Here is a 25,134-nt window from a genome sequence, read left to right on the forward strand (position 1 = left end):
GCCGTATTCCCTCATAAAAACAATACAAGTATGAACAAATCGAACACTCTATACTGGAAAACAGCCACAGATCCGGCTGAGTGCATTGAGGTCAGACTCGTCCTTAACAGTTATATCGACAATGACAATCTGTATGTAGGACTTGAATCCCGGTCTAAAGAGAATCCGGAATGCTGGGAATCCTACACGGACATCACCGTCAACCTCAATTCCCTTCCCCCGTTCCATGCCTATGTGGACAACCGGGACTGCAACAGACACGTACATGATTTCCTGACCAGTAACAGAATAGCAGAACCTGCCGGATTTGAATATCAGGGATTCAGAATGTTCCGCTTCAATCCTGACAGGTTGAAGGAACTCGCACCCGAACAGTTCAAGACAATCAGCGCCAAGCTGCCACCACAGGATGACATGATAAAGGACATCATCTATCAGGAAAGACGTTTCCCTTTGAGAACTGTTCAAGACATTCACGGAATATATCTTGTTTCAAGCAAGGAACTGGAAGAATATCTGATCGAAGGAGTACGAAACCTGGATGCTGCGGCAAATGAACTGCTGGATGGCATCTGCCTGTTCTGCTCCACACAGGAACTGCGCTATCTTACGGATGCAGAACTGATAGAAACAATCTACGCACAATAAAGAGGAGGAACAAATATGAAAACCGGAGACATTGTATTTCTGAGACGTCCCTATAAGGGATACCGTGCCGTCGAACTGATGGAAAGACTGGAATGCCGCTGGCTGGTCAGGATTGTTGAGAGCGGTCTTGAACTGGAGGTATATGAAGATGAACTTATATCAGAATTTTAATACGGATAAAGTGTTATGGAAAAATATCAGTTTGCATTCCATTCGGAAATAATCGGCTATACCTCTACCCATATCGGCGAGGTCAGAAAAGCCATACACAGAAAAGTGGAAAAGGAAAAGTCTGCCGCCATAAAGAATGATATTGAGCTGCACATGTACAAGGTGCATGACGGCATACCGGTTCTCCTTAACACCTGCTACCTGTATGATGAAAAAGGATGTATGGTACACGGAAGTATCAAGGGAACCAAGGATTATCTGCTTGAGACATGGAGATACCATACAAACAGACATTCCAAAGGTTTCAGTTCCACAAGAATCAGGCCCTGCACGACAAGCAGGGCTTTTTCGTTTGTATAACTCTTAAAATCAGGAATCATGAACCAGACATTGCAACTTACAGACTATATTCCACAGTATGTAAGCCTCTACTACGTGGACTACCGGGATGACCTTGATGAGCATGAAGACATCCAGGAGGAATGCGTCCGTTCCAACAATATGGAAAAACTCTATGAAAAGGCATACGAATGGTATGAGGAACAGGAAAGCTCAAACATGCACGACTATCTGGAGGAGACAAGAAAGAACATGGAAGCGGACAATTTAGCCGGAGAGTTTGAAGAGCATGAAGATGAAATCAGGGAACTTATCTACGACCGGAACGATTCCGACCCGGTAAAGGACCTGATACGCAACTCGTCCGTCACTAATTTCTTCTATTCGCTTGGAGTGGAAATCAGCGGATATCTGACCGGTTGTTCACTGCGGGGAGAATCAGTCGCCATGGCCTGCCATAAGGTACGCCGCGCACTGCATCTGAAAAAGGGGCAGTTTGACGAGAAGATTGAAGAACTGGTAGAGAATGCCACATACGGCGGAGAACTGCGCATCTACTTCAACGCCATGTTTGACAGGCTCATCAGCAAAGACCCTGAGAACGATTTCAAAAGCATCCGTTTCCACGGGAATGTAGTGGTGGCCATTGCCGACAGCCGGAACGGTTCCGGACATCATGTACGGATTCCGCTGGATATCACTTTCCCTTTCCGAAGAGAGAACCTGTTTGTCGATTCACAGGTACACTATTCCTATGCCAATGAAGTCTGCGGCATGACCAATGACTGGTGTGATTCCACAAAATGGGAAACGGGCATGATACCTTTTACCGGATCTGTCCGAAAAAGCCGGATGGCTGAATACAAGAAACAGGAAGCCGCTTATGAGCAGACATTCCGAGACGGGAAATGCACCTTCGGTGACATGAACTACAAACGCCACCGTGACGTGCGGTATTCGAATGAGTATCCTGCCGGATGCAGATGCCCTCATTGCGGTACTTTCTGGATTGACTGAAAAAACATTTACCAACCAATAAATTCAAACGATATGAAAATCTGCTGTTCACAAGAGCATTACGACAAGGTCGTACAGTATGCAAAATCAATCAATGACAAGACCCTGGAAAACTGTCTTGAACGTCTAAAACAATGGGAGAAGAACGAGAACCGTCCATGCGAAATCGAACTCTATTACGACCATGCGCCTTATTCGTTCGGATTCTGCGAACGTTATCCGGACGGGAATACAGGCATTGTCGGAGGACTGCTGTATCATGGAAATCCGGACGAGTCATTTGCCGTCACCATGGAACGTTTCCACGGATGGAGCATACATACCTGACATATATGCGACAGTCTGTATTGGGGAGCCTCATGCAATATGGGGTTCCCTTTTTTTATGCCGCAGACATGATGACAGCATCCTCATTTCTTGCTGCAAAAATAGCTGTTTGCCGCGCAACTCCCGCAAGGCGGCCCTGCCGGGCTGGTTGTCTGGAAAAAAATCATCCTCGCTTCGCTCCGGTATTTTTTTCCGCCAAGCCTTGCAGGGATACGGGCAAACAGACAACAGGGACAACAAGAAATAAGAATGCCTGTACCTTACAGGCAGACAATGTATAACAATAAATATCAGAAGTCATGATTACAGACCAGAAGACACAGAACAGGCTTCACGCGGATACCGGAACGGAACTGTTCTCCATCAGACAAAGGAAGGAAGCCGTCACAAGGATGCTGGACATTCTGAAAGAAACTCCGGAATACCTGCAGGTTATGAACCATATACCGGCTTATGCCATGGATGACGATACGTCAGAATGGTGGAATTCGGAAGAATCGGAAAATTTCACGAACTCACTCCTGGAAGTGATGGAAAGCTATACTCCGGACGGATACAGGTTCGGACCGAAATCCGGCACGACTGACCTTTACGGCTACTGGGAAAGCAAGACCGGACGGACAACCCTCTTCCATCTGCTTTTCAGTTTGGAAAGCGGATATGAATGGGGAAAAGGTCTTTCCCATGAGAAAACGGACGCATTCTACAAGGAAATAAAAGAGAAATTTCATGGAGAGGGATTCGACACGGACATAACCGGCTGTACATCACAGGCCATGTATCTTGTAAAAGGAAAGACACGCCTGTACGTGCATCCGATGGAAATAAGCGGCTACTGTGAAATACTGCATATTCCACAGATTACAGCCATACTGAAAAAAGGAGGCCGTACATTCCGTCTTGTAAAGGATACGATAGCGGAAGAGGTGTATTCCTTCACCGATGAAGAAGAAATGGAATATTACCGTGCCAGATACGGAATGTGCATCCACAGGAATATACTGGATGCCTTCAGCAACCGCCGGGCAGGGAAAGAGGACATACTTTCCATGATGGCATCACGGATAAATGTGGCGACGACATCACATCTGCACGGTGTCGGATATGATTCGCCTGCATACAGGTTTGTGCATGAGGCATACGACAGACTGGTAAACAACGGAAAGCTGAAGGAGAATGTCCGGGAAATCGGTTGCTGCAACATCATAATGGCCATTTCAAATACCAACGCAATATGAGACTGAATTACAATGACATACTGCTTCTGGCAATATGGGAATACAACAGAAGACAGGACGAGGATCTGACCCTGGAACTGTTTCAGGAAACATTCGGACAGGTTCCCGGCGCACATTTCCATGATAAATGGGTGCATTATTACAACAAGAACCTGCTGATGATGGCCGCCTATTTCAGGGGTGAGGAAGAAAACGGCCAGAAATTCTGTGATATGATCACCCGACAGGTTGAACGCTATACACAAAACAGGAGGAGAACAGGATGAATACAAAGATACGATATGACCTTGACAGTCTTGAACTGGCAAACGGTGACTTCGGGTATCCCATTACAGAAAAGGAAGTACGGAAAGTGAACCGTATGCTGGAACTGATGGAGAATGTCCGAAGCAGGCAGATGTGCCCGACAGAAGGAGACTGCGTGGAATTTGTCTCACGTTCTGGTGACTATTTCGGAAAAGCTCATATAGAACGGATAACAGGAAAATATGCGGATATATGCCTGATACCGGAAACAGTATTCTGTTTCGATGACATGGGAAAAGCCGCCTATGATACCACCGGAAGTCCCTGGACGCAGGTCAATATCCGGAACATGAAACCCGCAGGTACAGAAATCCGCATATTCAGGACATGGGGATTCGGGAAGCGCAGCAATACGGGTAGTCTCAGGTTCGACGTTCCGGTCAGGAAATGGGAATACAGAGAACCGAATCCGTTGTATGACGGTTACACTACCCGTAACTGGTTCCGCTATCATATCATGAAACACCGGGACAGGGAAAGGACAGGCGAATACACCTTCCGCAGCGATTCATTTACGCTGTACAGCCGGAGCGAGCTGGACGAGCTGGCCGCAATCCTGAAAGGCAGACTCTACAAGGGAATCCTGCCTGACTCTCTTGTACTTTGGGGATACCGCATGGATATTAAGGAAATATCACGTGAGCAATGGAACGGTATGGGACAGCACGGACAAATCCGCATGAAATTCATGGGATACGGTCCCGTCAGAATCCACACGGACAATGAAAACCATACCGTAACAGTATACAGAATCAACGACAGTCTATAACCAATTATAATATAAAGGAATATGGCACGATATGAAATCTCCAACGAAGTCAGGCCGCTCGACAGGCTCATCACAGGCTTTGCCTCCTCATGCGGCTATGAAATACAGACCGTATTCAACGACCTGCTGCGTTTCATCATCCACGGCTTCTCTCCTGGAGCACCGCCAATAAGCAACTGGAAATACAAACGTCAGCAAAACGCCTCGTTCATGGAAATGACAGCCGAATGGACACGTATCATGCAGAAACAAATCGGCAGGTCGGGCTGGTTCGACGCTTTCGGTGAACTCCACATGGCCTACTGCTCAAAACCGGGACAGCAGGCAAACGGACAGTTCTTCACGCCGTCACATATCTGTGAACTCATGGTCATGTGCGCGGCAGGTAAAAAAGAGACCGGACAGAGGATGGGAGACCCCACATGCGGCAGCGGAAGACTCCTGCTGGCATACCATGCGCACAATCCGGGAAACTATCTGGTCGGAGAAGACATCAGCCGGACCTGTTGCATGATGACCGTATGCAACATGCTCGTCCACGGATGTGTCGGGGAAGTGATCTGTCATGACAGTCTCCAGCCGAAGGCATTCACCGACGGATGGAAAGTCAACCAGGCTCTGCCCTTGACGGGAATACCTTCTATAAGACGCATGAAGGAAGAGGAATACAGGAATCCTCTTCCGGAAAATATCGGACGCTTCAAAGAGGCAGTCCGTATCATCAACCTATTGGACAAATAATTACCAACCATTTAAAAATATAATTATGGAAGCTTTAGCAACATTGAACAATCAGAGACAGTTTGATTTCCAGAACAACGGAATCGAAGTAATGGACCTTGAAACACTACAGCGTACCTACAAGGAGAACGACATCTACGGCAATCCGGTAAGGGGAATCTACCACTACCAGGTCATCCAGCGCATGACGGACATCTGCCGCCGTCACAACCTGAACTACGAGGTGGAGGAAATCTTCGCCGCCCAGAACAAGAACCGTACACAGCCCGGAGTGGTCATCCTGCCACAGGTGGAACAGACCTATGGAGAGAAGGCGGTAGAGGCACATGTACTGCGCAGGATCTTCACGACCATCCGCATTCTGAACGGGGATACCGATGAACTGACAACTACACTCGTGGTAGCCTACCATCAGGACGGTATCCAGGCGGCAATAGGTCCCTGTGTACGTATCTGCCACAACCAGTGCATCCTTTCACCCGAACGAAGCGTTGCCAACTACGGCAAGGACAAGGTGACTACCGAGGAACTGTTCGGGAAGGTAGATGACTGGATGCGCAATTTTGAGCGTGACATGGATGCGGACAGAAGCCGAATCCAAAGGCTCAAGGAAAAGGTGTTGACACCCGGTGAATTGTACATGATCATCGGTATGCTGACGGCTATGCGTGTATCCCATGACAGTGCAGACAAAAGACTGGCATCACAGGTGGACACCTATCCACTTAACCAGGGACAGATTTCCGTGTTTACGGAAGAACTGCTCAAACTCTCACTTGAACAGCCACGCATTACAGCGTGGGATGTCTACAATGTAGCGACAGAAATCTATAAACCGGGAAAGACTGATTTTCCTGCCATGATTCCACAGAACGGAGCAATGGCCGATTTCCTGCTTTCATATAACCAGAATTAGAACCTGAAACCGAATACGACAAGCCCGGTTCCGTCACCAGCGGAATCGGGTTTTGTCATTTATCAACCCGAATAATCAGATAAGATATGGCTGCAAGTAACAGAATAAAGGCTGAAATGTATATCCTTTTCAGCTGCAACGCATGGCACGAATACAGTTCATTCGAGCCAAAGGCGGTCTTCTCTTCCATAGAAAAGGCAGCAGACTTTCTGCAGAGGAACAGAAGAAAACTGAAACTGGAGGAAAACGACATCGAATGTTTCAGACAATACAGTCAGACTCAGGGCAGAAATACCAATTACCTAGTACAGTCCTGTCCCTATAATCCAGTCCGCGTAAGAGACTTGGAATGACAAAGAATCGCATTCATAAACAATCATATAAAAATATACGACTATGACAAATGATGAAAACACTTACATCGGAATGTCCCTGCCGGAAGGAATACGGTACATCACCGTTTTTGAAAAAGGGGATTTTGAAAACTGCGGAAGAATACTCAGGACATTCTACCGCACGGAAGACAGGGTGAGAAAACTGCTCGCTTTGGGAAACCTGCTCCATCTGGGAGGCAGCCTCTCATCAAATGAAAACAAGACAAGCTGTTGGCCTTTGAATAATGGGAATCCCATTCACGAAGCAAAGGAAATATCAGGCAAGGAAAAGTTCTTCCTGCTCGGTGACTGGACTTACCTGTATGAAAATGGCAGATGGTTTCTGGGCTATGAAGGAAAAATCTATGAAATCAGCAATCCTGAATTTTCTGTCTTTGTTCCCGACAAGGACCATACACCTTCCCCTCTGGACAAAGGACTTTCCTTTGCCGTAATCGGCGAAACGGGAAAACTGGAATTCACTCCGGAAATTGTCAACGGATGGGATACCTGGAAAAGCCTTCCCAAAAGAGTCAGTGAAAAAGGGAAAACGGTATATGTATTCCGCAAAACACAACTTATAAAAGTCATCAAACCTAAAAAACTGGAATCATGAAAGAAATCAATATGACAAAGGCTATATCATGTATGCCGGACAAATTCATCACAATGGAAATGGTTGAACTGGCCGCGACCGAACACCGTCCGGAACTGGTCAACTATCTGCCGGAGAAATATATTACTTCTGAAATACTTGACAGTATATTCAAAACAGATGATTACGGATGGCGTTCCTGGCAGCTTTCGAAGATACCTGAAGAAAAACGTAACCGCCAGATTTGTCTAAGGGCAATAAAGGCCGAAAAGAGTAATTTTCCTGACATACCGGAAAAATACAGGAACAGTGACATACTTGAATCGCTGTTCGCACACAGGAATTTCATGCACTACCTGCATCTGATACCTTCATCCTCATGGAACAACGGAACAGTCCGTGATGCAATATACTCCCTTTACCGTGACGTACAGCAAAACGGAGGTTACCGGTACTGTTCAGAGAGGTATGAACAGCAGTTCTTATATGAAACAAGCGTCATGCTTTCTTTCGTTCCGCGACAAGCCAAGGATTTCAGACTTTGGAAAGAACTGATCCATGACGGACGTATCGCAACCATGACTATCGACAAAATGATGCCTAAATGTTTCAAACAGGCAGCATACTACAAGGAATGGGCCATACGCTGTATCAAGGAAGTGGATACACGCTGGCTTGACTATGACACCGTATGGAAGGCCATCTGTCACAAGACAGGCAACCTGCATGGCATTTTCGATTCATACGGACATTACGAGTGGTTCTCCAAACATGCGGATGATGCCATGACTGACAAAGCAATGGAGCTGGAACCTAACCTGTTTAACAAACTTCCCAGACGGTTCCGGACACCGGAAAGACTTATTCATACACTTGAAGTAAAAAGAGAAATCAACAGTTACAACTTCATTCTTGAACCGAACCTGATGACGAAAGAGGTCTGTATGGCACTGGCCAGGAGGGATTCGTTCTACCCTGATATTCCATCGGAATGCTGGAACAGGGAACTTGTGGAATATTTCACCGAATACGGCCATAGTCTGCGCTGGCTCCCTCAACTGCCGAAGAAACTACAGACCAGAAAACTTGCCCAGAAGGTTCTCAAGGAGAAGCCTCAATACTTCCATTATCTGCGGATGGAATTCATCACACCTGAAATGTCCAGGCTGTTATGTCAAAAAGACCAGGATAATATCCGGTATTTCAAGGAACGGGTCATGGAATTCCAAAAATATACAGGGCTTCCAGCCGAATTCTATGGATGTGAAACGGATTTCAAGCATATCAGGGACCGTGATGACAGCCGCCGATACTGCCGTATAGGACTCGCTTACATCGCCTTACAAAAATGTAAACGCGGATGGCATGAAAGTGAATACTATCTTATCATGACACGCCATCCCAACCGATATATGCCTGCCAAGACAGTGTTCAGAAAACAGATTACTACATTCCACCGGACATGGCTGGAAAAGACAATATGTGACAACGACCCGCAATTCCGGATTCCGAAGATTCAAAAGGATTTGAAGGATGTACAGGCCATGCGGTATTATGAGGTGGAACATATCCGTACCATACTGGGTTGCGAAATATTCCGCAACTCTTTCATGGGGCAGACAGTGGAATACTGTATCCGCAAGGACGGGCTGACCTACCATGACAGGAACATGGAAAGGCTCGCCTCCGGCCTGCAATACAAGATCCGTCAATTGAAGGAGCAGGCTGTACTCCCCAAAGGAACAGATGACTCTATGGAAATCAATGCAGAAACGGTACACCGCAATATGGGGTATTGTCTAATTGGAATAGAAGCCTTTGCGGAAGACTACGGACTGGACATAGCCCGGACCTATACCCTGAAAGAGCTGAAGGACGTTATCCATGAACAGGGATACAAGCCTTCACTGGAGAAATACAAAAAAGAAGTCCAACATCTAAATCTTATCTGAATATGAATATTCTCCAAAAAAGAATTGAAAACCTGTGCGATGAAATCGTCGGCAGGATACTTGCACTGATGCAGGCAAACTCGGTTTCCGAAGTAATATTGACAGACAATGACAATCCGGTTTTCGTAATCCTGTTTGACAAGACAGGTGATCCGTGCGAATGCTCCGTACACAAGGTAACTGCCGTCGGAGAAGGAATCATACTTGAAGTCCATGATAAGATAACCGGAGAAAACTACAAGGTCACAAGCCGCCATGAGGCGGCTCTGGCCAATCCGGTATGGCTTAACGACATTCTGGAAGCCATGACAAATATCTTCCATATAAAAGAAGATAATGTCATATGCTGCAAATGCGGAAGTACAGACGTAACCTGTGAAGCGATGATAAATCCCAATACAAAGGACTTTGACCACTATACAGATGACTCTTTTCAGTATGGGTGGTGCGACAACTGTAAAACTGGAGTAGTCATAAGCGACACATCTGAAGTAAAGAAGGGAATATCTCAGAAATATAAAGAGTTTACAGAGACTTACAATACCGAACCGCAACTGGCCTTATGCCGTATCATCTGGAAAGATGATATGAAAGAAACGGAAGTTTCCATAGCACTCGAAAACATTCCGGAAGAGCATGATGATACCATCTTCTTCTATTGCGACAGCCTGTCCGATTTCATGGCGTTGGCAGAATACGGAGGAGAAGACTTCATCGTTACGGAATGTTTTAACTTTACCAACTTGGAAAACGAGGAATAATTTATTTTCATCTTTTCAAAGTTGCCTGATATGTAAACTTTATATATATTTGCAGCATGAAACAGGAAAGGACCATATCAGCCTACAAGAATTATTTCATGGACTTTATCTCATCTCTCAGAAAAGAGGAAGCCCGTAAGATATACTACATTCTTGATATGCTGAAAGTACAGGAAAGGGTAAGCAGCAAGTTCGTAAAGTATCTGCGTGAAGAGCTCTATGAAATCCGTGCTGAATATGGAGGCAATATCTTCAGGGTATTCTTCATATTTGATGACGGGAACATCGTAATCCTGTTCAACGGATTTCAGAAAAAGACACAGAAGACACCGCCTTCTGAAATAGAAAAAGCATTAAAGATAAAGGAGGAGTATTATGAAAGCAAGAAATGAAAACCTGACCAGCATCGATGCTATCATGGATGCGGAATTCGGCAAGCCGGGAACACCTGAACGTGAGGAGTTCCGTAAGGAGGCATACGCCTACTGCATGGGACAGATTATATGCGATGCCAGAAAGAAGGAAAAGATGACCCAGTCCGAACTGGCTGAAAAAATCGGGACCAACAAGTCCTATATCTCCAGAATAGAAAAAGGTATTGTAGATCCGGGTATCAGTACGTTCTGCCGTATCATTGATGCACTCGGATTGAAGATTGAAATTGTCAAACCGGTATTATAATGGAAAATTATCAGGAAAAAGCCAGAGAAAACTTTTACCGCAACCGTCCATACGGCATTCACATTGATTATGCCCGAAAAGGATTTGTACTGTTCAATCACTATACAAATAGTCTCGGCAAACAGGAAACCGGTTCTATTGAAGGCCTTCCCCTTGAAAAGTTCGAGGATGTGGACGCGATACCATTGAACGGGAAAATTATAAAAAATGGTAACCAGACAACAGACATCTATTTCTATACAGACGATTCAAATCCTTACAAAAACATGAAGCTGGATATGGATGCTCTGAAACAGTATAATCGGTTCATTTATCCCCTGTCACTTTTTTTAGACAGGATATTATAACAAGACAGCCGTGAATCATGATAAATTCACGGCTGTCTTGTTTTCTATGGCATAAACAGTAATCTGTATTCTTCTTTTCTTCTCCTTTCAATTGACGGAATTTTCTTTCCCTTATAGTGACAATATCGTATGAAGTCCGCATAAATGCCCCGGTTACCGGCTTCCAGTTTCCTTATCAACGTGCTTTTGGGCATCCTGCCATAACCGAGCAACCTATATGGTCCCACCTGGTATGCCAGACATGCAACCAAAAGCGAATCCTTTCCCAGATGACGGAACAACGCACACATTTCCTTCAGGTCTTTTCTCAGAATACTGTCTCCCTCACTTTCTGTCAGACTGACGGGAAACTTTTCCCCTTTTCTGATACGGTGACCGTATGCAACATACGGATAATGTTCCGGACCATGCCATCCTTCGTATTTCTTGATACACCTGACAGCCGTTTCCCAACGTGAGTCTTCCACATTCTCCTGTGCACGCAGGGAAGTTACCGTCATGGCCAGTACCACCAATGGCAGTACTGACCTTAGAGACCTTACGGTTATTATAGGACACCTCCTTCCTGAACTGACACTGAATCTTCCGTAGCATCTGTCTCTTCATCGCCCGCATTGTTGAAATCAAATTCCATTTCCGTCATGTTTCCCCAGTTGTCTTCAACAACGACAATGAAGTTCTGCGCCTCGTCACATAGTGAAGTATAATACAGCCTGAACTTCCGGTCCTCCAGCAGATAACGGTCATTCGGCTTGAATTCAAGACCGTTGTCCAGTTTCAGGGAACCCTCCCCGTCATACTGGAAATAACGGATCGTATAGACTGTACCGTCAAAATCGCCCTCACTTTTGAGTTCACATCGTATTTCCGCCATCTCATTCCTGTTCAGTTCCTTTGGAACCGGCATTGTTTCCACGGTAAACGGATAACTCTGCTGGATTTCCAGCTCGGATTCGCACGAGGTCAGTACAAGACTGACCAGACCTATGCAGAACATGGCAATCTTGCCTGCCAGCCCAAATCCTTTTCTCATATTCTTTTCTGTCTTCATTTGTTTTCCTTTGTTTTTGTCAGATATTCATTCAAGTCCTTTAATCCATCATACAGACCGGAACAGTCCATAACCTTATTCCCGAAATGTATGTTCAAAGTCTCCAGTGCAGTAATCCCGGCCCGATCACGGTCAAGAAAGCACAGGATTTTACCGTAACCCTCCAGAACGGCATACGACCGTTCCAGATTGGATACAGAGTTCAGCACCAGGCAGTCCTCGTCCTTCACAATCCGCAATACCAATGCCGAAAGGAAATCCACAAATCCTTCAAACACACAGCACGTATCCTGTTTCTTTCCGGACAGGGACACACAGGAAATGTCCTTGGGAGAGATGCATCCCTTGAACATCGGGTTACGGAGTTCATAGCCGCCGCTCCGGTTCATGAAGCCTATGGCAAAATACCGTTTGCCCCGTATTCCGTATGCCACTTCCTTGCAGAATCTCCCGGCTATGGCCGGATCAATGCCTCTCTCTTTCAGGTAACCTTTCAATGCCTCATGACTCAGTTCCGTCACTTTCACGTCCTCGAATCCGGAAACGCGGGGTATCTTCTTACGTTCCTGTAAAGGCCGGAGGGGAAGGATGCCGGATTTCCCTGAAAGGAACTCCAGCTGTTCCATGAAACCGGTACTTCCGGTCAGTTCTCCGGCAAGATGGAAGATGTCACCTCCCTTTCCGAGGCCAAAATCAAACCAGACATTCCGCTGCGTATCCACCTTGAAGGATGCGGTTCTCTCATTTCTGAAAGGGGATCTGAACCAGACATCATTTCCTTTACGGGATACAGGCATATGCCCCAGATCTTCAAGAAAACCGACAAGAGAAATCCGTCTAATCTGTTCCAGTTCCATAACCCGCTAATTTATCATAAAACGAATGCCGATTCCATATTGGGTATGGCAATGTCCGAGACTTCCGCCCCACAGGAAACGCTCACGCAAGGAAGCCGTCAATGCCACACGGTCGGCAAGGTACAGTTCCATCTCCAGCGTCAGGGCACAGCCGTACACAAAGGCATCGCCGTTTTTCAGAGTGGCCCCGTCATAGAGTTTTTTATCGGACCAGTTTACCGTCTCATATCCGGCCAGTGCCGATCCTCCCAGATTGAGGAAGAACACTTTTCCCGCATCGGAAAGGAAATTCAGGTAATATCCACCTTCTGCCGTAAACTGCGCCGAAGGGATGGTCACATGACGGTAACCGTGTTTCATATGCAGGTATTCCGCTCCATATACCCATTTGTTCCCGCCTTTGGCATAACTTGAAAGTGTCATTCCCATATAGTATCCGTTATCGGAAGCCATACCTCCACGCATTTCCACACCCTGCATCCTTGGCAGAATCCGCTGGGCTTCTGCCTGTCCCACGGAAAGGACAAGCAGCAATGCCAGCATATACAATACTTTCGTTCTCATCGTACCTTCAGTTCATTGATGGTTTCCGCACGCACCAGGTCTTCGTTGACCACCTCAAAACTCTGGTGACGGCCGCCCTGTTTCTCATACATCTCTACAACCAGTTTCTTGTCGTCCGGTATTGTAAACTTGGGAAGGGCAAATACCGTACATTCCGAATCCCTGCCGTTTACACGTGTCACATAATTATAGGCACGCAGCGGATAAATCACCTGCTCCTGCATGGCCGTACGCTTCATCACCTTTTTGTCCACCACCTTGAACGTAATGAAATCCACGTCAAAGGGAACATTCGAGGAGTTCTTTACCTGGGTATGGAAATAAAGCAGGTCATTATGGGTGTACAGCCCTTTGAGCAGATACTGGATACCGAAACGCTTGCAGCCGATATGACGGATACGGCGCTTGTCATTCTCATACACGGATTTCATGATAAGACGTACCAGACGGGGTGACTCGTTATCCAGCTCGGTCAGATAGATTTCCATGGCATTGTTGGGACGGTTCACCGATTCTCCGTCATGGATAAAATCACACATCTCCACATTCAGCAGTAACGGCTCATCGGCATACTTCACGTTGAAGGTATAGAAGTTCCCGTCTTCGGTTATTACAGACATATTGGTCTCCTCCCTGAAATTGCGTGTCGTGGCCTTTACTCGGATTACATTCTCGGCACCGTCGGCCTTGCCGGCTATCAGGTTTGTAGAACCGAGATCCACATATTTGACCGGAGCCGGAAAAATGACATGGACGGTCTTGTCATACGTTATTTCCAGTCCGTGCGGCGGAATCATCTGGCTGAAACCGATCTTGCGGGTCAGCCCCTCATAATAATCACCGCTACTCTGCTGCGCCCAGGCAGCCGATACGCCCAGTAAAAGGGCAAACATCATCAGAATCTTCTTCATGTGCTTTTGTTTAATGGTTGTCTTTTCTTTCATAGTTTCCTGTATTTCATTTCTCCGGTGAATGGAGCAGTACCCGGTGTCCGGCCTTCAAAGTAATCTTTACCGTACGCATCCGTTTGGATATGTACTGGGAAACGCCCTGTATCACACCTTTTCCCAGATCGGAGGCAATCTGCGCCCCGGCATCGGTGGAAATGTTGATGCTGCTGTTCATCGAGGTTCCCATGTTGGCGGCAATCTCCCTGGCAGCGTCATATTCCAGTGAACCCGGCACCAGGATTCCCTGCTGTCCGTTCAGATCATAGACTTCCAGTTCCACCGGCAGGATAGTTCCCTTGTATTCCACGGCATTGACCATGATTTCCAGCCGTTCACCCTGTATGCGTGTGCCACCTACCAGTACAGTCCCTTTCGGTATGAAACGTCCGGCAACAGACATGGGCTCGGTAAGCCGCAAGCGCAAGGCCTGTCCGTCGGATACGGTCTGCGTACCGTGTACACAGGCAGCAATGGTATTGCCTTCCGTTACTGTCTTCCTGCCGACAGCCGTATTGAAACCGGCATTGCGTTCTCCCGAAAAAGCGGATATGAACTCTTCGTCGCTCATAGGTCTGGAAAGCGAGGATACCACCTCATTGTGAACCTGTTTCACCGGTATGGCTTTTTTGTCCTCCGCTTTTCTGACGGGAGAAGGAGTCTCCACTGCCTGACGGTTATTGTATTTGGCGGCCAGTTCGTAGGATTTTTCCATCAGGGCCATCTTTTCCTCCATGCCTGACAGTGGCTCCTGTTTCTGCTGCTGTTGCTGCATACGCTCCAGTTCCTCAATCCTTTCCAGAAGCCTTTCCTTTTCCGGATCGGTCCGCGGTTCATAGATGCTTCCCAGCGTACGGTTCATCTCACGGTAGGCTCCGGCCGAGGAACTGACCGGTCCGGCATTGCCTTTTTCTGTTTCCGTTTCCGTGTTTGTTTGCCTCTCCGGTGGAATGTTATCGGGAAGACGGACACTGTCTTTCCGTTCCTCTTTGGCAAACATGGACTCCGCAGCTTCAAAGAATGTCTTCCTTTTCCTGCTTTCCTGTTCCATCAGAGCCTTTTCATAGGCATCCTTCTTGTTTCCTTCCAGGCGGCTGTCCTCGGGAGAAGGGATTTCCGTATTGAATCCCTGTCCTTTATCCTGCCGCTCCCGTTCCTGCCCGGAAGGTGAGAATATCAGATAGAAACTTCCCAGACACAGCAGGAACATCAGAGGATACACAACAAATCTGGCGCGTTTGCGTTTCTGTTCCTCACTCAGCGGCTTCCTGTCCTTTGAGGACCGGAGCCTGAACGGTTTCATCAGCCGTTCCATTACTTTCTTGACTTTTTCTTTCTCCATTTCTTACAATAGATTGAATGAACTCCATACGGAGTGAATCCTTTTCCATAAATTCCATTCCGGACTCCCTGTTCTTACTGCCTATAAACGGTCTGCATGCCGTATAGACACATGCGGCGGCAAACGGGACAAACAGTATCCAGAGAACGGCCTTGCGCTGTTTAACGGTAAGTCTGTGGCAGAACCTCCTGAGTTGAAGGTCTGCCTGTCTCGTCAGGTTCCTTTTCATCGCTCTACGCTCCTTATGTCCTTGTTTTCCAGTATGGTCAGATGTTCGATGATAAAGCCGTTGGGGTTGTCATCGGAACGGGACGTATTCTGAAGCTGGCAGTCAGTCACCAGCGAACGTTCCGTCACATTACTCTCACGGATAATCATCTGGCGGGCATACGTCCTGGCCCTGTAGGGGTATCCGGAAAAGTCGCAGACCACGCTGTCCACCCGTACCACCTGATTGATATTACCGGAAATGAGACGGTTATAATATCCTTTCTCGGCAAAATCCACATAGTAATGATAGGCGCTTTTGTCCGCCAGCTGCAGAGCACGGTTGATATTGTGCTCGATGGCATCCTTCTGCGGCGACAGCCCGAAAAATAGCTCATGGAACCTTCTTACATGCTCCCTGGCTTCAGCCGGACGGTTCTGTGAAAGATCCTGTGAGAGGGCAAGCATCAGTGACTTGCCGCCATCGAGTACATAAATTTTCTCACGCTGTTTCTCCGCAAAGCGGTATGAGTTCCACAGGGCAAAGACGGTCACGAGCGTGCAGCATCCGACAAAGACCGCAAGCATCAGGCGTATCCGTCTGAAGCTGCTTTCAATATTGGTCAGTGATTTGAATTCCATCTGTTTTCATGATTTTAATGTTCCTGTTCTGTTTATTTTCCACGCAGACGCCCTCCGATATTTCCCAGTCCGGAACCTGCGGCACCGGCTGCAAATCCTCCGGCCTTGGTCGCGGTACGGTTGATGTTTCGGTTGTAGTTTCCGCCACCGCCTGCCTGCACAATCCATCCGGCCACGGTCGGCACGGTAAAGTATCCGATGATACCTATCAGCATGAAGATCACATATACCGAATTGGAGTTGTCCAGCGAATAGTTCGGATTGTTCTGGAGCTCCAGGATGTCGTTCTGCAGCATAAGTACCTGAATCTTGGCCAGCATACAGCTGAAAAGGTCACTCACGGGAAGCCACAGATAGACGGAAATGTAACGTGTGAACCACTGGCTGAGCGTGGACTGGAAACCGTCCCACACGCTGAAGGCAAAGGCAATGGGACCGAGGATGGACAATACCACCAGAAAAAAGGTCCTTACCGTATCTATCAGCAGGGATGCCGCGGCAAAAAGCAGTTCCAGCAGACTGCGGAAAGCGTCACGGATATTCTTTTCCAGATTGTACATGCCCACTTCCAGATACATGCCCATACGGGTTGCCATGGCATCGGGCGACCATCCGAGCTCGTCCAGCTGACGGTCAAACTCCTCATCGCTGACCAGATAGGCCGTTTCCGGATTACGGAGCATGGCTTCCCGTTCCAGCCTGTCCTTCTGCTCACGGTACTGCTGCATGTCCATCGTCTGCCCCTCAAGCATCTTGTGGGTTCCCTGCACAATCGGACTCAGCACCGTATTCATCGTTCCGAGTACCAGAGTCGGGAAAAGCATGATGCAGATGCCTATCGCAAACGGGCGCAGAAGCGGATACACGTCAATCGGTTCGGCACGGGCAAGCGACTGCCAGACACGGACGGCCACATAGAACAGGGCACCGAGTCCGGCAAGTCCCTTGGCCACATCCAGCATATCTCCGCAAAGGGGCATCATTTCATTGTAAAGGCTCTCCAGAATGGTATGGAGATTCGAGAAATCCACGGATAACAATACCATAGGCTACCAGTATTTGGAGGTGTCATTACCATAGAGCTTCAGGACACGGTCAAGGTCATTCTTCTTGCGGGCACGCAGGAAACTCACGGCTATATTCCTGTTCGTATAGTAATTCACGAGATTGCGGTAACGGCGCATACTGGCATAACAGTCATCCACCACGTCCATACGGTCCTTGTCGGTCATGGAAAGGGTGCTGACGTTGATTACCTGCTTGAGGTCCTGCAACACCCCGTTGCTCTCTTCCAGAAGTTTGGTATAACCGAAAGCGATGGCATCCAGCTCTTCGGGAGAAAAGTTCTCGTCACCCAGCATCTTCTGGAAATTGGTCACGTAGATTTCCGACACGTCACCGACCATCAGAATAATCTCACTGACCTTACGGGCATCCTTCACCAGATTGTTGACGGACTTCAGGGCATCATAGTATTTCTTGTACTGCTGGTATATCTTCACCGTCTCCGCAAAATTCTGGGCGGTACTTGTCGCAGTTGAAGAGGTATGCACGATATTGTCCGACATGTTGATGATACTCTGGGCAAGGTTTCCCGGATCAGTCACCACCCACTGTGCCCGTATCTGTCCGGCAAGGAATAAGGTTCCTGCACAAAGCAGCAGCAGTCTTTTTCTCATGGACGTACCTCCTTCCTTACATAGTCACCGTTCGGAGAAAAGGTCAATACGTCAGCCGCCTCATTGTAGGCGATGTCTATGCGGTAGCCGGTATTGATGAACAGGTTACCGTTTTCTTCCACCAGCAGATAGGTTTCCGGCTTCAGCTTCCGTGTCTTTCCGCTGCGTGCGAAGACCGTCACCTTGTAGGCGTCCCCTTCCTTATATATAAGGACATCGGGCTTGCCTTCCACACTGCTCCATGAACCGCACAGGCGGTCACAGTCCTTGAACCTGCTCTCACTGCAGCTCTGCAGCAGCAGTGATGCCGCCCCGATCAGGCAGGCGGCCAGTCTGTACAACTGTCTGTTTTTCATGTCTTGTCTTTTTTAATGATGTTGTTCTTGTTTTACTAAATTTTTCAAAGCCCCATCTTGCGTCTTTTTGGCTTCGGACTGACCGGGATGCGGGCTTTTCCGGACAGCCTTTCTTTACAGGCTGGCTGCTGGCATTCCTTGCGGATAGCGTTGTCGTCCTTTTTGTTTGGGGACTTCAGGCCGACCATGGTTTCAAACCTGGCATAAAGTTCCTTATAGGCCTTTTCTGACTGTTGCCGCCTGATTTCATCAGGGGAATTCCGGTCAATGCCGTATTTCATGAGAAAACCGGAATTAATGAAAGGGCTGTCAATATTCTTCGGGTTGGCTATGAAACCTCCCAGCTTTTCCAGTTCCCCGTACAGCTTGTCGAGATACTGTACGGGAGGAGGGGAACAAAGCCGCTCGAAGACCTTCTCCACAGCATGTGTCAGTCTTACATCGACCTCTACGGCATCAGGTATCTCGCCTCTGAGCCTTCTTTCCCTGTAATCTTCCGGTTCCATACTTTCAAGCCGGTGATACAGCTCATAGTCTTCTGAAAATCCGTAATGTTCACGGATCTCCTTCGGTATGTCCCATCCGTTCATCAGGGACCAGTAGAGACATTCAATGGTCTCCTTACGCTTTCTTTCATCCGATTCAAAACTGTCATTCATAACCGTCATGCTTTACCGTTTGACCTTTTCCTTTCCCTTCTCATTTCCGCAATGCGTTTCACGGCCAGTTCCAGATTTCCGCCCAGTTCCTTGGCCAGCTTCTGCAATTCCAGCTTTTCCGACTCTTCCGTGGTATATACGGCATATTCCTCATCGCTGACTTCCGTGGCATACACGGCCGAGTGGGTACCGCCAAGACCGATCCAGACCTCACGGTAGAAACGTCCGGGATGGTTGGCCTGGTTAATGGACAGGATCTGTCCGCGTTCCTTGTCGGTCAGTCCGAGAAGGCGCTGGATATGGTCGAACTTGTTCATGTATTTCCGCTGGTCAAGAAGAATCTTGCAGTCACTGTTGTTGATGATAGCTTCCTTTACGACAGGGGAACTGATAATGTCATCCACTTCCTGGGTGACCACGACAGCCTCCCCGAAATATTTTCTGACGGTCTTAAAGAGATACTTTATGTACTCACTCATATTGGCGGACATCAGGGCTTTCCAGCATTCCTCAATGAGTATCATCTTGCGGATACCTTTCAAACGGCGCATCTTGGCGATGAAGGTTTCCATGATTATCAGCGTGACCACGGGCAGAAGCACCTTGTTTCCGCTGATATTGTCCAGTTCAAATACGATAAAGCGCTTGTTGGTAAGATCCAGTTCCTTGTCCGAATTAAGCAGGAAATCATAATCACCGCCACGGTAGAACGGTTCCAGTACGTTCAGGAAACCGTCGATGTCAAAATCCTTCTCACGGACTTTCTTCTCCTCAATCATCCGGCGGTAGTCATCACGCACAAACTCGTAGAATCCGTTGAAATCGGGTCTGACATCCCTGTTTTCCGTTATCCTGCGGATGTATGCGTTCACCGCTCCCGAAAGGGCCACTTCTTCCGAACGCCTTGGGGCTTCATCCTCACGTTTCCAGAGTGTGAGTATCAGTGTCTTGATGCTTTCACGCTTTTCCACGTCAAATTCCCCGGAATCCGTATAGAACGGATTGAAGGCGATGGGATTGTCCTCCTCATAGGTGATATAGATACCGTCCTCGCCATGTGTCCGGTCATGAATCAGGCTGCAAAGTCCCTGATAGCTGTTTCCGGTATCCACCAGCAGGATATGGGTACCCTGTTCATAATACTGGCGGACAAGATGGTTCGTAAAGAAGGATTTACCGCTGCCGGAGGGACCGAGTATGAACTTGTTGCGGTTGGTGATGATTCCCTTGCGCATGGGCAGGTCACTGATGTCCAGATGAAGCGGTACGCCGCTCTGCCTGTCCGTCATACGGATACCGAACGGGCTGGGCGAACTGCGGTAATTCGTTTCCGAAGCAAACAGGCAGACAGCCTGTTCCAGAAAGGTATAGAAACTTTCCTCAGCCGGAAAATCGCCCGCATTGCCTGGAATACCAGACCAGTACAGCACCGGGGTATCTATCGTGTTGTAATGGGGTACGCATCCCATCAGGGCAAGCTGGCTGCCGGTATCGTTCTTGATACGCCTTAACTCTTCCTCGTCTTCCGCCCAGGCCAGTACGTTACAGTGGCACCGTACCGGAACAAGCCCTTTCGTATGCGCCTCGTCAAGATACATTTCTGCCCATTCATAGTTCACGGCATTGCTGCGGCTGTATTTCGACAGGGACAGCATGTTACGTGAGGTCTTTTCCATGCGTTGCAGGATTTCCTGCGCGTCATCGATGAACACGTACTGCGAATAGACATGGTTGCATGAAAGCAGGAGTCCTACCGGAGCCGCAAACGAAAGACGGCAGTCGCTACGGTCCGTGGATAAGCGCTCATAGCGCATGTCCGTGCCCACACTGCCGGGAAGGTCTTCCGTATCGGAAAGCACATGCAGGCAAAGACGTTTGTCACCGATGCGCATACGTTCCGGATCAAGGCAGATGTCCTGTAATACGGGGTGCGTGTCCTCCATACCGAGAGTCAGGTATCTTTCAATCAGCCCGGGACATTCTTCCGTTCCGACCACCTCTTCCGTTCTGAGACGCTTCATCCTGACATGCCCCGAATCGTTCATGATATGCTCGAACTGCTCCACCGCCTCCAGGAATTTCACGACCGAATCCCAGTCCGTGATTTCCTTGGGAAGGATATAGCCGCGGCACAGGGTACTGAAATCACTGCGGCGACGGGCACGTTCGCGTGTGGTCTTTGTCAGATACAGGAAGCAGCGGTGCCTGAGATACGGGCGCTCGTTGAAATGACGCTCATAGCTGCGGGACAGGAAACTTTCCGTCCCGTCTCCTTCGCTCCGGTAGTTTTCCTTGACGAACCAGTCCTGCTTGTACACGACCGAATAATTGGGAAGCACCTTCATGGCCTTTACCCAGGTACCGTGAATGGCTTCATATTCCGCCGCCGTCACCGTGTACAGTTCAGGCAGCTCGACCTCGAAGGCTACCGTAATGTCCGCATCCTTGCTTACGATGCAGTTGTTTTCCACGGCCAAAATCGGGAATCTGTCTTCCAGATCACAGGCCTTCAATACACTTCTCATTTCTTTCTCTTCTTTTTGGTTAATGCTCTGAATATTCTGCGACGGGCTGACAGATAGCGCGGATGGCGTTTCTCGGCCAGCATCTTCATCAGCCCGTGCTCACCGTAGCGGGCATTCATGCGGAAGGTCAGCCATACGGCCAGGGTACCGGATACCGCCCCGAAAGACAGGCATACCAGCTGGCTGACACCGGCCATATACAGGACAACCACCGCAAGAAAGACCGATACAAGGCCTCCGGCAAAAAAGAACAGGTACTGTGATTTCAAGCCCTTGAACTCAATCGGACGGCCTGCTCCTTTGTTGATACGGTAATCCATGGCTTACAGGAAGAAGGAACGGAGAATGGTGGCGGCCACAATCAGGAAGATGCAGGCGAAGAACCAGCTTGCCGCAGTCTTGGACGTATCCGGGTCACCGCTGCTGAACTTACCATACGTTTTGATACCGCCGACCAGACCGAGTACGGCTCCGATGGCATAACACAATTTGGTGGCCGGATCGAAATACGAAGTCATAAGGCTGGTAGCCTCATTGATGCCGGCAAGACCCTGTCCCTGTGCGAAGGCACCTGCCGCTGCCAGCACACACAATACTGAAAATAGGATTCTTCTCTTCATTGTCGAATCATTTTTGGGTTTGACATAAATGTTGAATTCGACTGCAAATATATAAGGCTTAAACCGCTGTGATACAACACTGTCATCAGGTGTCACCGGATGTCATCAGATGTCATTCAGGAAGCCTTACAGACATAAAAAAAGCATCCCGAAAAGATTTCCGGGATGCCTGAATATATCGGTGTCAGATATATTTCCGCCACTCGTCAGACGGTTCATTCCCATCCTTTACCTTAAGCGGTCTGGGATTGCCGTCCTCATCAAGATACCTGTCTATCAGTTCCTCTACAATAGCGGAATTCTCCATATTGGAAAGGAACACGTCCATCAGGCTGGTCTGCCTGATGGAGAACAGGACACGGGCTGCTTGCATGGCCTTCTCATGGTCGGCTTCATCCTGATGTGTCAGATATTCGCCGAGTACTTCCATGTCCCTGCTGGACAGAACAGGTGATACGGATTCAACTTCGGGAGACTCCGCATCAAGGTCTTCCTGGACTTCCTGCAGGAGTTTCATCTTTTCCAGCTGAAGGTTGCATTCCACATCTTCCTGCTGCACGTCCTCCTCCTCACCGATAAAATTCCTTTCAAGTGGCTGGCTCATGAAGGGAGCGACAGTCTTTCCGGCATTCTCGTCCAGATAGACATAACGGGTACTTCCCATCACTTCTGCATCTGAAACCGCAGATTCCGTTCCGGCAGCTTCTTTCTTTTCCTTCTTCACGCAAGGTTTCCCATAAAGCAGGGTACAAACAGTTTCGATACGCCTTCTCCAGCTATACACGCTGTACAGCAAATAGCCTATACAGACAATCCGTACACAGAAGTATATCAGTTCTTCCATAAAGAATCCTTATAGAGAAAGCATTCAAGTTCATTCTTCAGCAATTCTCCGTGGCGTTTCAAGTGTTCCTCCACGATATTGCTCACATAGACTGAAACACTCATGCCGGGAGCCATAAACGGAATAAGGCGGCTTGCCTTGTTGTACAAACCGCAACGGATACGAATCTGACGTCCTTTCCCGACTGGAGCATCGTTCAGATACACACGGCTATATTCGGGAAAGCAGTTCGCTATTCCTATTTTCTCATTCAACTCTCTGACCTGTCTTTTCAGTGAACAAATCTTATTGGACAGTACATAAACGCAACATAACAGCAGGCCGCAAACCAATACGGCAACAGTCAATACAATCCACATCATTTTCAGAATGTTTTTGGGGTTTTTCGGCGAAACAGCTCGCCAAGCTCTTCACTGTAAGTCTCAAGATGGTGTGCCAGCACATTATCCAAAAAAGCGGGCACACTCATGTCATCACTCAGAAGGGGAAGGATACGGGCCAGCCTGCAATACATGTCATAGCTGATATAGGTCTGCTTTCTGTGTACGGACTTCTTTCTGTCCAGAAACAGTTCCTTATACATTTCCACCTTCTCTTCCAGTCCGGGGTCAGCGCGAATCGTCTTGCGGGACTTTTCCTGTCCCTGTGTCTTTACTTCCGGCACATTTTTTTCCTTTTCTGTGACAGGAAGAACATTCTCGCCGACATCAGTTCCAGATTTACCACAGGAAATGGATTCACTGGCCATCATGTCCTTCAAGGCATCCTCATCCACCTTGAATATCTCTCTTTTCTTTGCCATAGTTCTTATCCCGGAAATATGATACGTTCCATCTCTTGGGCAAACGCCTCAAGACGGCTGTCTTTCAATAATGATTCGGAAGGAGGAAGAAGGGTGCAGCGAAAATGCTGTCTGGAAGAAGGTGTCATTTCCTTGTTGAAGCGTTCAAGATCCGGAAGTACGGTTTTAAAGACCTTCAAACCCATACGGAGCACTATTGCATTATACATTACATACAGTTCCTTGGAAGTACGGCTGTCCATACGGTTCCAGAATAAACGTATGTCCTTCAGGGGAGCTTCCGGATGCTGTCCGATAAAATCCTGAACGGTCGATACAAAGGAAAGGCTGCTCTGCATGACCATACGGTCTTTTACAATGGGAGTGAAAATAAAATCCATGTTCATGACGGACTCAAATACACCACGGGAGTTCACCGTTCCGGGAAGATCGAAGAATATCAGGTCATAGTCGCCTTCCAGCTTGCCGGGAATCTCTGCGGCTGACTCCGGCGTGGAAGTAACAATCGGATAGGCCTTACGGGAACCGTCTTCAAACTGACGGCAGAAAAGCCGTTGGTGATACTCGCTTTTTTCAAGGTTCTTCAAATCCCTTCCCCTTAGTTTTTCCAGACTGAACTGTGGATAGTCACAGTCAACGACAGCAACTTTCAGACCTCTTACATAATTAAAATAACTGGCAAGAACCGCTGTTACCGTGGACTTGCCCACACCGCCTTTCTGATTGCTGAAGGCGACAAGAATCGGACGTTTGTTCATACCTTTTGTTTTTGGGGTTAATATTCACTTTTTCTTTCACTAATCTTACAATGGCATTACGCTATTGTGATACTATATTGCCATGTTATTATGTCCTTA

General features: G+C 47.9%; 35 protein-coding genes. 17 read left to right on the plus strand and 18 right to left on the minus strand.

What is annotated here, in order from left to right:
• Positions 1–30: 30 nt before the first annotated feature.
• The 17 genes from BACPLE_RS08345 to BACPLE_RS08425 all read left to right on the plus strand — a co-directional run bounded on the left by BACPLE_RS08345 (position 31) and on the right by BACPLE_RS08425 (position 11,182).
• Positions 31–648, plus strand: a complete 618-nt coding sequence (locus BACPLE_RS08345) for a DUF4313 domain-containing protein (protein WP_235777915.1) — start codon at positions 31–33, stop codon at positions 646–648.
• A 15-nt stretch (positions 649–663) separates the two neighbouring features.
• Positions 664–819 (plus strand): hypothetical protein, encoded by a 156-nt coding sequence (locus BACPLE_RS19440; protein ID WP_004326287.1) that lies wholly within the window; start codon positions 664–666, stop codon positions 817–819.
• 15 nt (positions 820–834) lie between these two features.
• Entirely contained in the window at positions 835–1,179 is a 345-nt protein-coding gene (locus BACPLE_RS08350; RefSeq protein ID WP_007560834.1) for a hypothetical protein, read from the plus strand.
• Positions 1,180–1,197: 18 nt separating this feature from the next.
• Positions 1,198–2,175: a hypothetical protein gene (locus BACPLE_RS08355; RefSeq protein ID WP_007560836.1), complete on the plus strand. Its 978-nt coding sequence runs from the start codon at positions 1,198–1,200 to the stop codon at positions 2,173–2,175.
• A gap of 33 nt (positions 2,176–2,208) precedes the next feature.
• Positions 2,209–2,502: a DUF4120 family protein gene (locus BACPLE_RS08360; RefSeq protein WP_004326290.1), complete on the plus strand. Its 294-nt coding sequence runs from the start codon at positions 2,209–2,211 to the stop codon at positions 2,500–2,502.
• Positions 2,503–2,801: 299 nt separating this feature from the next.
• The gene (locus BACPLE_RS08370) at positions 2,802–3,740 is read left to right on the plus strand and encodes a hypothetical protein (RefSeq protein WP_007560843.1); all 939 of its coding nucleotides are present in this window, start codon (positions 2,802–2,804) and stop codon (positions 3,738–3,740) included.
• Positions 3,737–4,006, plus strand: a complete 270-nt coding sequence (locus BACPLE_RS08375) for a hypothetical protein (RefSeq protein WP_004294953.1) — start codon at positions 3,737–3,739, stop codon at positions 4,004–4,006. Before BACPLE_RS08370 ends, BACPLE_RS08375 begins: the two co-directional genes overlap by 4 nt.
• Positions 4,003–4,815 (plus strand): DUF4121 family protein, encoded by an 813-nt coding sequence (locus tag BACPLE_RS08380; protein ID WP_007560847.1) that lies wholly within the window; start codon positions 4,003–4,005, stop codon positions 4,813–4,815. The genes BACPLE_RS08375 and BACPLE_RS08380 overlap by 4 nt, the downstream gene beginning before the upstream one ends.
• Positions 4,816–4,836: 21 nt before the next feature.
• On the plus strand, positions 4,837–5,556 hold the full coding sequence (locus BACPLE_RS08385) for an N-6 DNA methylase (RefSeq protein WP_007560850.1): 720 nt from the start codon (positions 4,837–4,839) through the stop codon (positions 5,554–5,556).
• Between the two features lie 25 nt (positions 5,557–5,581).
• Entirely contained in the window at positions 5,582–6,472 is an 891-nt protein-coding gene (locus BACPLE_RS08390) for a hypothetical protein (RefSeq protein ID WP_007560852.1), read from the plus strand.
• An 86-nt stretch (positions 6,473–6,558) separates the two neighbouring features.
• Positions 6,559–6,825 carry a hypothetical protein gene (locus BACPLE_RS08395; RefSeq protein WP_007560854.1) on the plus strand — a complete coding sequence of 89 codons (267 nt, stop codon included), beginning with the start codon at positions 6,559–6,561 and terminating at the stop codon, positions 6,823–6,825.
• 43 nt (positions 6,826–6,868) lie between these two features.
• The gene (locus BACPLE_RS08400) at positions 6,869–7,462 is read left to right on the plus strand and encodes a hypothetical protein (RefSeq protein WP_004326298.1); all 594 of its coding nucleotides are present in this window, start codon (positions 6,869–6,871) and stop codon (positions 7,460–7,462) included.
• Positions 7,459–9,393, plus strand: coding sequence for a hypothetical protein (locus tag BACPLE_RS08405; protein WP_007560857.1), 1,935 nt, complete (start codon positions 7,459–7,461; stop codon positions 9,391–9,393). The genes BACPLE_RS08400 and BACPLE_RS08405 overlap by 4 nt, the downstream gene beginning before the upstream one ends.
• A gap of 2 nt (positions 9,394–9,395) precedes the next feature.
• Positions 9,396–10,154: a hypothetical protein gene (locus BACPLE_RS08410; protein WP_007560859.1), complete on the plus strand. Its 759-nt coding sequence runs from the start codon at positions 9,396–9,398 to the stop codon at positions 10,152–10,154.
• Between the two features lie 56 nt (positions 10,155–10,210).
• On the plus strand, positions 10,211–10,546 hold the full coding sequence (locus tag BACPLE_RS08415; protein WP_007560861.1) for a type II toxin-antitoxin system RelE/ParE family toxin: 336 nt from the start codon (positions 10,211–10,213) through the stop codon (positions 10,544–10,546).
• Positions 10,530–10,835: a helix-turn-helix domain-containing protein gene (locus BACPLE_RS08420; protein ID WP_004326306.1), complete on the plus strand. Its 306-nt coding sequence runs from the start codon at positions 10,530–10,532 to the stop codon at positions 10,833–10,835. The genes BACPLE_RS08415 and BACPLE_RS08420 overlap by 17 nt, the downstream gene beginning before the upstream one ends.
• Positions 10,835–11,182 (plus strand): hypothetical protein, encoded by a 348-nt coding sequence (locus BACPLE_RS08425; protein ID WP_007560866.1) that lies wholly within the window; start codon positions 10,835–10,837, stop codon positions 11,180–11,182. The genes BACPLE_RS08420 and BACPLE_RS08425 overlap by 1 nt, the downstream gene beginning before the upstream one ends.
• 44 nt (positions 11,183–11,226) lie before the next feature.
• Here the strand turns inward: BACPLE_RS08425 and BACPLE_RS08430 are convergent, their stop codons facing one another.
• The 18 genes from BACPLE_RS08430 to BACPLE_RS08520 form a co-directional block, all read right to left on the minus strand.
• The gene (locus BACPLE_RS08430; RefSeq protein ID WP_007560868.1) at positions 11,227–11,682 is read right to left on the minus strand and encodes a glycoside hydrolase family protein; all 456 of its coding nucleotides are present in this window, start codon (positions 11,680–11,682) and stop codon (positions 11,227–11,229) included.
• Positions 11,683–11,729: 47 nt separating this feature from the next.
• A complete protein-coding gene (locus BACPLE_RS08435; protein WP_007560870.1) occupies positions 11,730–12,233 on the minus strand; it encodes a DUF3872 domain-containing protein in 504 nt (167 codons plus the stop codon).
• A complete protein-coding gene (locus BACPLE_RS08440) occupies positions 12,230–13,090 on the minus strand; it encodes a toprim domain-containing protein (RefSeq protein ID WP_007560872.1) in 861 nt (286 codons plus the stop codon). The genes BACPLE_RS08435 and BACPLE_RS08440 overlap by 4 nt, the downstream gene beginning before the upstream one ends.
• Before the next feature lie 6 nt (positions 13,091–13,096).
• Positions 13,097–13,654: a conjugal transfer protein TraO gene (locus tag BACPLE_RS08445; RefSeq protein WP_007560874.1), complete on the minus strand. Its 558-nt coding sequence runs from the start codon at positions 13,652–13,654 to the stop codon at positions 13,097–13,099.
• Positions 13,651–14,565: a conjugative transposon protein TraN gene (traN, locus tag BACPLE_RS08450; protein ID WP_005776862.1), complete on the minus strand. Its 915-nt coding sequence runs from the start codon at positions 14,563–14,565 to the stop codon at positions 13,651–13,653. The genes BACPLE_RS08445 and traN overlap by 4 nt, the downstream gene beginning before the upstream one ends.
• A gap of 46 nt (positions 14,566–14,611) precedes the next feature.
• A complete protein-coding gene (gene traM, locus BACPLE_RS08455; RefSeq protein ID WP_085930677.1) occupies positions 14,612–15,916 on the minus strand; it encodes a conjugative transposon protein TraM in 1,305 nt (434 codons plus the stop codon).
• A 252-nt stretch (positions 15,917–16,168) separates the two neighbouring features.
• The gene (gene traK / locus BACPLE_RS08465) at positions 16,169–16,792 is read right to left on the minus strand and encodes a conjugative transposon protein TraK (protein WP_004326315.1); all 624 of its coding nucleotides are present in this window, start codon (positions 16,790–16,792) and stop codon (positions 16,169–16,171) included.
• A 32-nt stretch (positions 16,793–16,824) separates the two neighbouring features.
• Entirely contained in the window at positions 16,825–17,838 is a 1,014-nt protein-coding gene (gene traJ, locus BACPLE_RS08470; RefSeq protein WP_007560881.1) for a conjugative transposon protein TraJ, read from the minus strand.
• A gap of 3 nt (positions 17,839–17,841) precedes the next feature.
• Entirely contained in the window at positions 17,842–18,471 is a 630-nt protein-coding gene (locus BACPLE_RS08475; protein WP_007560883.1) for a DUF4141 domain-containing protein, read from the minus strand.
• Positions 18,468–18,827, minus strand: a complete 360-nt coding sequence (locus tag BACPLE_RS08480; RefSeq protein WP_004294975.1) for a DUF3876 domain-containing protein — start codon at positions 18,825–18,827, stop codon at positions 18,468–18,470. The genes BACPLE_RS08475 and BACPLE_RS08480 overlap by 4 nt, the downstream gene beginning before the upstream one ends.
• 44 nt (positions 18,828–18,871) lie before the next feature.
• The gene (locus tag BACPLE_RS08485) at positions 18,872–19,486 is read right to left on the minus strand and encodes a hypothetical protein (protein WP_185150572.1); all 615 of its coding nucleotides are present in this window, start codon (positions 19,484–19,486) and stop codon (positions 18,872–18,874) included.
• Between the two features lie 5 nt (positions 19,487–19,491).
• A complete protein-coding gene (locus BACPLE_RS08490; RefSeq protein WP_007560888.1) occupies positions 19,492–22,011 on the minus strand; it encodes a TraG family conjugative transposon ATPase in 2,520 nt (839 codons plus the stop codon).
• Positions 22,008–22,331: a DUF4133 domain-containing protein gene (locus BACPLE_RS08495; protein WP_005776857.1), complete on the minus strand. Its 324-nt coding sequence runs from the start codon at positions 22,329–22,331 to the stop codon at positions 22,008–22,010. The genes BACPLE_RS08490 and BACPLE_RS08495 overlap by 4 nt, the downstream gene beginning before the upstream one ends.
• A 3-nt stretch (positions 22,332–22,334) precedes the next feature.
• Positions 22,335–22,631 carry a DUF4134 domain-containing protein gene (locus BACPLE_RS08500; protein WP_007843736.1) on the minus strand — a complete coding sequence of 99 codons (297 nt, stop codon included), beginning with the start codon at positions 22,629–22,631 and terminating at the stop codon, positions 22,335–22,337.
• Positions 22,632–22,815: 184 nt separating this feature from the next.
• Positions 22,816–23,475 carry a DUF4122 family protein gene (locus tag BACPLE_RS08505; protein ID WP_007560891.1) on the minus strand — a complete coding sequence of 220 codons (660 nt, stop codon included), beginning with the start codon at positions 23,473–23,475 and terminating at the stop codon, positions 22,816–22,818.
• On the minus strand, positions 23,463–23,837 hold the full coding sequence (locus tag BACPLE_RS08510) for a DUF3408 domain-containing protein (protein WP_005776853.1): 375 nt from the start codon (positions 23,835–23,837) through the stop codon (positions 23,463–23,465). Before BACPLE_RS08510 ends, BACPLE_RS08505 begins: the two co-directional genes overlap by 13 nt.
• A gap of 2 nt (positions 23,838–23,839) precedes the next feature.
• Complete coding sequence (locus BACPLE_RS08515) at positions 23,840–24,277, minus strand: DUF3408 domain-containing protein (protein WP_005776852.1); 438 nt, start codon at positions 24,275–24,277, stop codon at positions 23,840–23,842.
• Between the two features lie 5 nt (positions 24,278–24,282).
• The gene (locus BACPLE_RS08520; protein ID WP_007560893.1) at positions 24,283–25,035 is read right to left on the minus strand and encodes a ParA family protein; all 753 of its coding nucleotides are present in this window, start codon (positions 25,033–25,035) and stop codon (positions 24,283–24,285) included.
• Between the last annotated feature and the right edge of the window lie 99 nt (positions 25,036–25,134).

The sequence above is a fragment of the Phocaeicola plebeius DSM 17135 genome (genome assembly GCF_000187895.1).
Classification (GTDB): domain Bacteria; phylum Bacteroidota; class Bacteroidia; order Bacteroidales; family Bacteroidaceae; genus Phocaeicola; species Phocaeicola plebeius.